Source organism: Bacillus sp. 522_BSPC, from assembly GCF_001076885.1.
Taxonomy (GTDB): domain Bacteria; phylum Bacillota; class Bacilli; order Bacillales; family Cytobacillaceae; genus Niallia; species Niallia hominis.
Genome location: NZ_JVDT01000138.1, coordinates 1 through 10,856, shown reverse-complemented (window position 1 = coordinate 10,856; position 10,856 = coordinate 1). Strand labels below are relative to the sequence as shown.

Annotated in this window: 10 protein-coding genes; 8 read left to right on the top strand and 2 right to left on the bottom strand. The window is 36.5% G+C overall.

The window, feature by feature from the left end:
• Positions 1-385 precede the first annotated feature (385 nt).
• On the top strand, positions 386-1,282 hold the full coding sequence (gene rocF / locus ADJ83_RS11030; RefSeq protein WP_031540065.1) for an arginase: 897 nt from the start codon (positions 386-388) through the stop codon (positions 1,280-1,282).
• Between the two features lie 101 nt (positions 1,283-1,383).
• On the opposite strand, the gene ADJ83_RS24870 is transcribed toward rocF, so the two are convergent.
• Entirely contained in the window at positions 1,384-1,560 is a 177-nt protein-coding gene (locus ADJ83_RS24870; RefSeq protein WP_231512606.1) for an aspartyl-phosphate phosphatase Spo0E family protein, read from the bottom strand.
• A 529-nt stretch (positions 1,561-2,089) separates the two neighbouring features.
• On the opposite strand from ADJ83_RS24870, the gene sigW reads away from it, so the two are divergent.
• From sigW to glmS, 7 genes are all read left to right on the top strand, one after another.
• On the top strand, positions 2,090-2,653 hold the full coding sequence (gene sigW, locus ADJ83_RS11025; RefSeq protein WP_031540064.1) for an RNA polymerase sigma factor SigW: 564 nt from the start codon (positions 2,090-2,092) through the stop codon (positions 2,651-2,653).
• Between the two features lie 19 nt (positions 2,654-2,672).
• Complete coding sequence (locus ADJ83_RS11020; RefSeq protein ID WP_035416754.1) at positions 2,673-3,320, top strand: anti-sigma factor family protein; 648 nt, start codon at positions 2,673-2,675, stop codon at positions 3,318-3,320.
• Positions 3,321-3,646: 326 nt separating this feature from the next.
• A complete protein-coding gene (gene cdaA / locus ADJ83_RS11015; protein WP_031540062.1) occupies positions 3,647-4,471 on the top strand; it encodes a diadenylate cyclase CdaA in 825 nt (274 codons plus the stop codon).
• Complete coding sequence (locus tag ADJ83_RS11010; RefSeq protein WP_031540061.1) at positions 4,464-5,771, top strand: CdaR family protein; 1,308 nt, start codon at positions 4,464-4,466, stop codon at positions 5,769-5,771. Before cdaA ends, ADJ83_RS11010 begins: the two co-directional genes overlap by 8 nt.
• A 43-nt stretch (positions 5,772-5,814) precedes the next feature.
• Entirely contained in the window at positions 5,815-7,167 is a 1,353-nt protein-coding gene (gene glmM, locus ADJ83_RS11005) for a phosphoglucosamine mutase (protein WP_031540060.1), read from the top strand.
• A gap of 254 nt (positions 7,168-7,421) precedes the next feature.
• Complete coding sequence (locus ADJ83_RS11000) at positions 7,422-7,616, top strand: hypothetical protein (protein ID WP_031540059.1); 195 nt, start codon at positions 7,422-7,424, stop codon at positions 7,614-7,616.
• A gap of 172 nt (positions 7,617-7,788) precedes the next feature.
• Complete coding sequence (gene glmS / locus ADJ83_RS10995) at positions 7,789-9,591, top strand: glutamine--fructose-6-phosphate transaminase (isomerizing) (RefSeq protein WP_031540058.1); 1,803 nt, start codon at positions 7,789-7,791, stop codon at positions 9,589-9,591.
• Positions 9,592-10,285: 694 nt separating this feature from the next.
• On the opposite strand, the gene ADJ83_RS26840 is transcribed toward glmS, so the two are convergent.
• Positions 10,286-10,366, bottom strand: coding sequence for a hypothetical protein (locus ADJ83_RS26840; protein WP_311226016.1), 81 nt, complete (start codon positions 10,364-10,366; stop codon positions 10,286-10,288).
• Positions 10,367-10,856: the final 490 nt, after the last annotated feature.

Sequence of the window (10,856 nt, the reverse complement as noted above, 5' to 3'; positions counted from 1 at the left end):
ACTTTTAATCAGAGGGTCGGAGGTTCGAATCCTCCATGGCTCATTCTTAAATTAAACCAAACACATAAGTGTTTGGTTTTTTTGTCTTTTTATTCACAATATAATAAAGCATTTAAAATGAAAATGGTTCTATTTAAATGCGTAAAAAAATGATTTATTTTGCTGGTATACGCTTTATTTGAATGATGGCTTGAAAGGGTACATTAAAATGGACATGCCAATGATCTCACTGTTCGTCTACCTATCTTAGAAGATAAGATTCTTTAATAGCGTTTTTATTTTTTTGAATATTCGCATATATATGCATAAAAATGTCTAGTTGAGTCATCGATTTGGAAAAAGGTACAATATAGGGAAAATAGATAAGCAGTTGGGGAGGATTTTCATGAGAAAGCTGACTATTATTGGTATGCCGATGGATCTTGGACAAATGCGTAGAGGCGTAGATATGGGACCTAGTGCTATTCGTTATGCAGGGATATTTGAAAGATTATCAAAGCTATTTTCTTCCATAGAAGATTGGGGAGATATTGCAGTAGGAAGACCAGAAACAATAATAGATAAACAAAGTAATCTTAAAAATCTTCATTTAATAGCAGAAAAAAATCAAATGCTTGCAGAAATGGTAGATAAAATTATTCAATCAAAGTCTTTTCCACTTGTGTTAGGTGGAGACCATAGTATCGCAATTGGCACATTAGCTGGTTTGGCTAAGCATTATAAAAATTTAGGCGTCATTTGGTATGATGCACATGGAGATTTAAATACAGCAGAAACTTCCCCATCTGGGAATATTCATGGGATGCCACTTGCTGCTAGTTTGGGATATGGTCATGAACGTTTAACCAATTTACTGGGAATTTCACCTAAAATTAAACCTGAGCATGTAGTGATTATTGGTGCAAGATCTTTAGATGAAGGTGAGCGCAGGTTAATAAAAGAATTGGGAATTAAAGTGTTTACGATGCATGAGATAGACCGGATGGGGATGACGAAAGTAATGGAGGAAACAGTTCGTTATTTAAAGGACAAAACAGATGGGGTCCATCTATCCCTTGACCTAGATGGCTTAGATCCTAATGATGCGCCAGGTGTCGGAACACCGGTACCAGGGGGAATAAGTTATAGGGAAAGTCATTTAGCTATGGAAATGCTAGCTGAATCAGGACTAATTACTTCTGCTGAATTTGTAGAGGTCAATCCTATATTAGATGAAAGAAATAAAACGGCGGCTTTAGCAGTAGCATTGATGGGGTCTTTATTTGGGGAAAAATTACTATAAATTTATAGAGGTAACTTTATTCCAAAATCTAAAAAGTAGGAATGGAAGTACACTATTTTTCATATCATAAGTGGATTAAATGGAATAAAGTTACCTTATTATTATTTAATAGTTAATTCACTACTTAATTTTTCATATTTATTTAATAGCAAATCTAATTTTGTACTTATGTCAACAACTGTTGGGTGTGAAAAAGAAGTGGTGTTTGCCAAATAGATCATCATTTCTCGATGTTCTTCAATGTCTTTTAATAGTTTAATATCACTCAATTGTTTCACCCTCTATATGTTTTTTAATTATTTCTCCATTAAATATAAACTCCATTAATCCAATAATGCTTGTCTTGATTTTAGCATATTATTACTCTTTTTTATAACCAATTCTAAAAATTTCAAACATTATGTGGCATTATTTGTTAAAATAAGAATGAGTATCCTAAAAAAGATAGATGTGCATTATAGGGAGAATTTTCACTTCTTAAAAAGGGGTATATTTTTTTGTTTTTTGTTCTCCAGATAAATTATTTAATAAGTATAAAAGTAATATAGAGCAGCTCGATTACATGTTGACTCACGCAAATGTAAGGGAGAAAGAGGGAAACATGAGAGCTAAGCTTAGGAGGTCATAAGAGGTCAAATGCTAGGTAATGGAAATGAAAGTTATTTTAAGCAGTTCACCTATAGAAACATAATGAACGAAAACCGTTTATTTTTTAAATACATAATAAAAAATTTTTTAAGAAAAAATGAAACCTTTCCTGCTGTCGATTCGTAAATCGATTAGCCGCACTAGAGCGGAGGTAAATAGATGGAAGCAATCGTAAAAAAAAGGATTCAACAAGTTTTAAAAGGGGATAAAAATGCATTTGGTGACATAATCGAGCTATATAAAGATAAAGTGTTTCAAATTAGTTATCGGATGCTAGGAAATAGGCATGAAGCGGAGGATATAGCACAGGAAGCTTTTATTCGTGCATATGTTAATATCCATCGATATAATATGGAATATAAGTTTTCGACATGGCTATATCGGATTGCAACAAACCTATGTATTGACCGTATAAGAAAAAGAAAGCCAGATTATTATCTTGATGCGGAAGTTCCGGGTACAGACGGCCTTAATATGTATTCGCAAATTCCGTCAGATGGCAGATTGCCTGAGGAAGATGTGGAAGGCATGGAACTACAAGCAATGATACAACAGGAAATTTCAAAGCTTCCTGAAAAGTATCGGGCAGTTATCGTTTTAAAATATATCGAAGAACTTTCTTTAAACGAGATAAGTGAGATTCTGGAGCTTCCTTTAGGAACAGTTAAAACACGCATTCACAGGGGAAGAGAAGCGTTGAGAAAACAATTACGGTATGTCTGATAAAGAAGGTGAAATTAATATGACATGTTCAACAAAGATTATTTCCTATATGCATCAATATCTTGATGAAGAAATAGAAGAAGTGCATTTGAAAGAATTAAAGGAACATTTAGACCAGTGTGAAGAATGTGCAGCACATTTTCATGAACTGAAGAAAACGATCGCATTGGTCCAAAGTACTTCACATATCCAGGCACCAATGAACTTCACGGAGAATATACTTGATAGGTTGCCAGAAGAGCCAAAACAAGTAAGAGTGAAGCGTTGGCTACGGCACCATCCTATGCTTGCTGCAGCCTCATTATTTTTAATTTTGATGGTGTCTAGTTTAATGTCTGCATGGAATGAGGATCATCAATTTTCTGTTTCGAAACAGCCCAATATATTAGTAGAAAATAATACAGCTATTGTTCCAGAGGGAGAAACAGTAAAAGGTGATATTATTGTTCGAAATGGTGATATTAAAATAGAAGGACAAGTTGAAGGAAATGTAACAGTCATTAATGGGAAAAAGTATATGGCTTCTGCCAACCAAGTGACTGGAGAAATAAAAGAAGTGAACGAAGTATTCGAGTGGCTTTGGTACCATATAAAGAAAACCGTGACCGACTTTACGGGATTATTTACGAAAGACAATAAAGAAGCAAATAGCCTCCCTGCAATTTGAAGATTGCAGGGTTCTTTTTATTAAGTAAAGGGATAAATATAACTGCTTCTGAAATACTATAGCTCCAAAAAACCATACTACTTTTAAATACGAAGTCCGTTTATCTTTCTGGTAAAAAGAGGGCTAATTACAATGAATACACATATACTAATTAGTGGACAATGACTGTTTCTTGCCAGTTGGTTGTGCTTTTCTTTGTATTAATTTGAATTGTGTTATAATATGATAATTGTAGGTTTTTCATCCCGCTATATTATCAATATGGAGGGTTATAATAAACTATTTAAGGTAGCAACTTTTGAAATATATACTTTGGAGGAAGGAAAATGTCGTTTGTAGATTTCCCTTTTTTAAAATATTTAGCGAATACAGTAGACATTATCCTTGTTTGGTATGTCATTTATAAAATTTTCACCATCATACGCGGGACGAAAGCTGTCCAGTTGTTGAATGGGATATTTGTTATCCTAATCATAAAGATGTTAAGTGACTATTTCCAATTACAAACATTAGGCTGGATGATGCAGCAGGTAATACAATGGGGTGCATTAGCACTTATTATTATTTTCCAGGGAGAATTAAGAAGAGCTCTAGAGCAACTGGGGAGAGGAAAATTCTTCTCGAGGTCTGTGGTTCAAGAACATGAACTACAACAGCAATTAGTAGAGTCCATTGTTAAGGCAGTAGACTATATGGCTAAACGACGTATAGGAGCATTAATTACGATTGAAAGAGAAACAGGAATGAGTGATTACATAGAAACAGGAATTGCTCTTGACTCAAAGATATCATCAGAGCTATTGATCAATATCTTTATTCCAAATACTCCACTGCATGATGGAGCTGTTATTATACAAAAAACGAATATCGCCGCAGCCGCATGTTACCTTCCTCTATCGGAAAGTCCTTTTATTTCAAAAGAGCTTGGAACTAGACATAGAGCTGCCTTAGGTATTAGTGAAGTCACAGATAGTTTGACCGTTGTTGTTTCAGAAGAAACGGGTTCTATCTCTATAACGAAAAACGGTGATTTGCATAGAGAATTAAAACTAGATGCATTCAGAGATATGCTATCTAGTGCCTTGATTACACCTTCTACTAAACAAACCACTACAAGTAAGTGGAGCTGGAAGGGGAAGAAAAATGAATAAACTGTTTAATCATGTGATAGGTAAAAATTGGTTTACTAAAGTATTGTCTTTGGCTTTTGCTCTCTTACTTTTTTCCTATGTATATGATCCCAATGAAAGTTCAACAGATGTCAACGTCCCTAGTGATTCGGAAACTGCTATTTTAGAGGATATTCCGGTAACGGTGTATTACGATACTGAGAACGTTGTTGTAACAGGTATACCAAAAACAGTTACGGTAACGTTGAAGGGACCAACTGTTCATATACAACAGGCAAAACTGAAAAAGGACTTTGAAGTATATGTTAATTTAGCAAATGCAGAACTAGGTAGTAAAAATGTTCCACTGCAAATAAAAGATTTATCCGAAAAAATTAAAGCTACAATTGATCCAGAAACAATTAAAGTTACGCTGAAGGAAAAGGTAACAGAAGAATTCACAGTGGAAGCTGAATATAGTAGTAGCTCTATTGAAGATGGCTATGCAGCTGGAACAGCAAAAGTTGAACCAAAAACAGTTAAGGTTACAGGAGCAAAAGACGATATAGAGAAAATTGCTTATGTCAAAGCAAATGTAAATCTTGACGGAAACATAAATGAGTCGGTTAGTCAGCAAGCGAAGGTTTCTGTGTTGGATAGTAGTCTGAATAAATTAAATGTGCAAGTGGAACCAGAAACAGTGCAAGTGAATATTCCTGTTAAAAGAACAAGTAAAACAGTACCTATCAATATTGTGGAGCAAGGCACACCGCCTGAAAATATAACGATTGATTCCATTACATTAGATAAAAAGGAAGTAACCATAAGTGCACCAGAAGATATTTTGAAAGAAGTGGACAGTACAAGAGTAGAAGTTGATCTAAGTAAAATTGAAAAAGATGAGGAATTAACATTGCCAGTTATCATATCCAATGGTGTAACGGCTGTGGATCCTAAGCTTGTTAAGGTAACGGTGAAAGTAACCGCTACGGAAGAGCAACAGGATGCGGACGAGGAGAATCAGGATTCAGAGGAAGCGGCAGCTGCTGAAAAGATAGAAACCAAAACGGTAAGTAGTATACCTATTACTGTTCAAGGACTGAATAGTAATTTGGAAGCAACCATTGAGAATCCAAAAAGTAGTAGTACAAGTCTTCGTATTTCTGGAGAGGAAAACATAATCAGGGATTTAAGTGCCTCTGATTTTAACCTCTATTTAGATTTAACAGGGATGGATGATGGCAAGCACGAAGTACCTATTACGGTAGATGGACCTGAAGATATAGAGTGGGAACTTGCTATTGATACAGCAAGTGTGTCCATTACGAATAAAGAAGCTTAACAGAAAACGTGATCTATTACTAGTTAGAAGGAGCGATATAGAAATGGGTAAATATTTCGGTACGGACGGAGTACGAGGTGTGGCAAATAGTGAACTGACACCAGAAATAGCGTTTAAGCTAGGAAGATATGGTGGTTTCGTCCTAACAAAAGACCACGATAGACCAAAGGTATTAATCGGACGAGATACTCGTATTTCCGGACACATGCTGGAAGGTGCGCTTGTAGCAGGATTACTTTCCATCGGTGCAGAGGTAATGCGTTTAGGTGTTATTTCTACACCAGGTGTCTCCTATTTGACAAAAGCTTTAGGAGCACAGGCTGGAGTGATGATTTCTGCATCGCATAACCCGGTCGCAGATAATGGAATTAAATTTTTCGGTCCTGATGGCTTTAAGCTCTCTGATGAGCAGGAGTTAGAAATTGAAGCACTAATCGATAAAGAAGAAGATACATTGCCTAGACCAACTGGTGCTGACCTTGGTCAGGTGGATGATTATTTTGAAGGTGGTCAGAAGTATCTACAATTTTTAAAACAGACAGTGGATGAAGAATTTGCAGGTATTCATATTGCCCTAGATTGTGCACATGGAGCAACATCATCCTTAGCAATGCATTTATTTGCAGATTTAGATGCTGATATTTCTACAATGGGAGCATCACCGAATGGCTTAAACATTAACAATGGAGTAGGTTCTACACATCCAGAGGCACTTGCTAAATTTGTTTTGGAAAAAGAAGCAGATGTCGGATTAGCATTTGATGGTGATGGAGATCGTTTGATAGCTATAGATGAAAATGGAGATATAGTAGATGGCGATCAAATTATGTATATTTGTGCAAAATATTTAAAAGAGACAGGAAGACTAAAAAATAATACAGTAGTATCTACCGTAATGAGCAATCTAGGCTTCTATAAGGCGTTAGAACAGCATCAAATCACAAGCATTCCAACTGCTGTTGGTGATCGTTATGTAGTGGAGGAAATGCGTAGTAACGGCTATAATCTTGGTGGAGAACAGTCAGGACATATCATTTTTCTTGACTTCAACACAACAGGTGATGGTCTTTTAACTGGATTGCAATTGGTTAACATCATGAAAGTAACAAAGAAAAAATTATCCGAGCTTGCAGGAGAAATGAAAAAATTCCCGCAAAAATTAGTGAATATTAGAGTCACGGATAAATTCCATGTCACAGATAATGAAAAAGTAAAAGAAGTTATTGCTAAAGTGGATAAAGACATGAATGGAAATGGTAGAATATTAGTTCGTCCTTCTGGAACAGAGCCACTTGTTCGTGTTATGGCTGAAGCTCCAACAGAGGAATTATGTGAGGCTTATGTGAATGTCATTTCTGAAGTAGTTAAAGAAGAAATGGGTTTGCCAGAAGAATAAGCTTATACTAATATCTATTCAATTAGGAACGAATTTAGCACGGTAGAATACATTATTAGGGTGAAGGACATTTCAGAAGGAATGGTTTTCACCCTATTATTTTTCCCTTTTCGTGTCGGGAATGTATCCTACTTCACTTAGTTAAATAAAAATTTACGATTTTGTCATAGGAATGTATTTGACGGAAAGATTCTAGGTAGGGTATGATTAAATTGCTTTTTGAAAAAGCGAAACTATTAACAAGGAGGATAGGAGTGAAAATAGGAAGTGAAGCGCCTGGACTAGTGATGGACGACACGAAACTAGTTGACGAGGAGGAGGTTTATCGATTTTTCGGCGGATGCCTCCCGGTTGTGTTAGCCAATCGTAAGTACTACTTTAAAACATTAAGGCAACTTAATGCACAAAGAGTAGGGCATGCTAGCAACAAGAGCATTACTTTTAAGTAGTATCGTTTACTTGTTCCGTTTTTAAATGCTTATCCGAAGGGAATAGAAGCATGGATGGGAACTTAACAATGGAAAGTGATAAGACTTATTAAAAAAATAATCAGAGGTAAGGGAGCAAGTTTGTTCCCTTAAATAGTGACTTCTTGCTCCCTTAGAACGGAGGAAAAGAAGTATGTGCGGAATTGTTGGTTATATTGGAAACCAGGATGCGAAAGAGATTTTATTAAAAGGGTTAGAAAAACTTGAATATAGAGGCTATGACTCAGCTGGTATTGCATTAAGCAATGGAGAAGGAGTTCAAGTATTTAAAGAAAAAGGACGAATTGCGGACCTTCGTAATATTGTGGATGAAGAAGTATTCGCACCAGCAGGAATTGGTCATACACGCTGGGCAACACATGGTGTACCAAGCAGATTAAATGCTCACCCACATAAGAGTGCATCAGAGCGTTTCACTATTGTTCATAACGGAGTAATTGAGAACTACGACTTATTAAAGAAAGAATATCTTGCTGATAGTACTTTAAAAAGTGATACAGATACAGAAGTAGTAGTTCAACTTATTGAACATTTTGTAGAAGCAGGAAGCGATGTAAAGGCAGCATTTGTTCAAACATTAAAATTATTAAAAGGGTCTTATGCTTTTGCTTTATTAGATGAGCAAAACAAAGACGTGATATATGTAGCAAAAAATAAAAGCCCGCTATTGATCGGTTTAGGTGAAAGCTTCAATGTCATTGCAAGTGATGCAATGGCTATGCTACAAGTAACAGATCAATATGTGGAATTAGTGGATAAAGAAATTGTTATCGTGACAAAAGACGGTGTAACAATTGAGACTTTAGAGGGAGAAATTATTTCCCGGGAAGCATATACAGCAGAATTAGATGCTAGTGATATCGAAAAGGGAACATACCCTCACTATATGTTAAAAGAAATTGACGAACAGCCAGTAGCTATTCGCAAAATCATTCAGGAATATCAAGATAAGGATGGTAAGCTAACGATTGATCCAGCAATTGTTGAAGCAGTAAATGCTGCAGATCGTCTATATATTGTTGCTGCTGGTACATCTTATCATGCCGGTCTTCTTGGAAAGCAATTTATTGAGAAATTAGCAAAAATTCCAGTTGAGGTTCATGTTGCAAGTGAATTTAGCTATAATATGCCATTGCTTTCGGAAAAACCATTGTTCATTTTCATTACACAAAGTGGAGAAACAGCAGATAGTCGCGCAGTACTTGTACAAGTGAAGGAAATGGGTTATCCAACGCTAACCATTACAAATGTACCAGGCTCCACATTGTCTCGTGAAGCTGACCATACCTTATTATTATTTGCTGGTCCTGAGATTGCTGTAGCATCAACGAAAGCATATACTTCGCAAATGGCTGTATTATCTATCCTTGCAGAAGTAATGGCGAAAAGCAAAGGCTATGACGTTGATCTTGACCTTATTCATGAACTAGGCATCATCGCAAATGCAATGGAAGTTATTTTTGAAGATAAGGAAGAGCTTGAGGCAATCGCTAAGGAATATCTTGAAACCTCAAGAAATGCATTCTTTATCGGACGTGGAATTGATTACTATGTTGGTTTAGAAGGTGCTCTAAAATTAAAAGAAATCTCTTACATCCAAGCAGAAGGTTTCGCAGGTGGAGAATTAAAGCATGGAACAATCGCTTTAATTGAAGATGGAACACCTATTATCGCATTAGCAACACAAGAAAGTGTTAACTTAAGCATCCGTGGTAACGTAAAAGAGGTAGTAGCTCGTGGAGCAAATCCTTGCATCATTTCCATGAAAGGATTAGAAATGGATGATGATCGCTACATCGTACCAACTGTGCACGATCTGTTAACACCCCTTATCTCTGTAGTACCATTACAATTAATTGCTTACTATGCAGCGCTTCATAGAGGCTGTGACGTAGATAAACCACGTAACTTGGCTAAGAGTGTTACGGTGGAGTAATTTGAAATTCTTTGTGATATGAAAATTAAACCTTGGTGTTAAATAAAAATAAAGTTTGCAGAATGAGAAAAAAGTCTGCTTAAGAAGAAAAAAGTTTGCTTAAAGTCTCGTGGGTGTATCCAGAGTATGGGTATATTCACGAGGCTTTTTTATGTTTATTGTGGGCTACCAAAGGGTTTTCGAGAGGGACAAGGTGACACTTACGGGCTGGGTAATACCGTATAGGTCATCGCCCATAAAAAAATAAATATATAAATAATTAGGCAGAGGTCAAGTGGTAAGTATGGGGAATGACGGTGGTACAGGGGAAACCGTAAGATATAGTAGTGTGCCTCATCTTTCAAGGGAAGCGCACGTCCAGTAACGTGTAACAAGCCCCAAGCAAGGTCCTCGCCCTTAAAAATAAATATATATAAATAAATAGGTATGGGCCACGAGGTAAGTATGGGAATGGCGGTGGTACAGGGGAAACCGCAAGGTATAGTAGAGTGCTTCCTCTTTCAAGAGAAGTCCACGTCCATGAAGGTACACCATGCTTCAGACTTAAGCACTCGCCCATAAAAAAATAAATAATAATAAAAATAAATAATTATGTATGGGTAACGTGGAAAGTATGGGATTGACGGTGGTATATGAGAAACCGTAAGGTGCTATGTATGAGGCCGATGGGTTAAAGGTATCTTCGATACCTCATTTATTGGCGAGGTGCGAATATCATTACTGAAACACCCACTAAACAGATACCAGCATCTATCCAATCGTATAAATAAGGTATACCCCATCCTCAAATACGGAAGGACTCCTCCATAGCAGCATATACTCCGCATGGGAATGCTCGAAATGTAGTAATTACCACCTTATTACGCCAAGTCAACTCCTCCGAAAACACCCCATTAATGGCTTATCTTCTCTTAACCATAGCCAATTAAGATCCCCCTCCACCAATTTCGGCAATTCCAACAAATTTAAAAAGTACAATTGCATAGGCACCTCATTAGAAGGCAAGAATCGGTTATGGTACAGGGGGCACCGTTAGGTGCCCTAATTGGGTTTTGGTCACTCCTCTAGATGGTGATCTCTCCACTATGTTTAAGCAAACTTTATTCTTATCTTTTTTATTTTTAGAATTACTTTTCTGCTGAAAACGGGCAAATCTTTGAGCAAACTTTATTCTCATTAAAAAAGTTGGGTAATGCCTTTGAAGTCATATGTGGCAAGGGGTGAACGTGATTCCTCGCTTCTGCAAACTTTATTCTAATTTAACA

Coding starts and splice junctions, on each gene's coding strand:
- rocF (WP_031540065.1), top strand. CDS start 386: ATGAGAAAGCTGACTATTATTGGTATGCCGATGGATCTTGGACAAATG.
- sigW (WP_031540064.1), top strand. CDS start 2,090: ATGGAAGCAATCGTAAAAAAAAGGATTCAACAAGTTTTAAAAGGGGAT.
- ADJ83_RS11020 (WP_035416754.1), top strand. CDS start 2,673: ATGACATGTTCAACAAAGATTATTTCCTATATGCATCAATATCTTGAT.
- cdaA (WP_031540062.1), top strand. CDS start 3,647: ATGTCGTTTGTAGATTTCCCTTTTTTAAAATATTTAGCGAATACAGTA.
- ADJ83_RS11010 (WP_031540061.1), top strand. CDS start 4,464: ATGAATAAACTGTTTAATCATGTGATAGGTAAAAATTGGTTTACTAAA.
- glmM (WP_031540060.1), top strand. CDS start 5,815: ATGGGTAAATATTTCGGTACGGACGGAGTACGAGGTGTGGCAAATAGT.
- glmS (WP_031540058.1), top strand. CDS start 7,789: ATGTGCGGAATTGTTGGTTATATTGGAAACCAGGATGCGAAAGAGATT.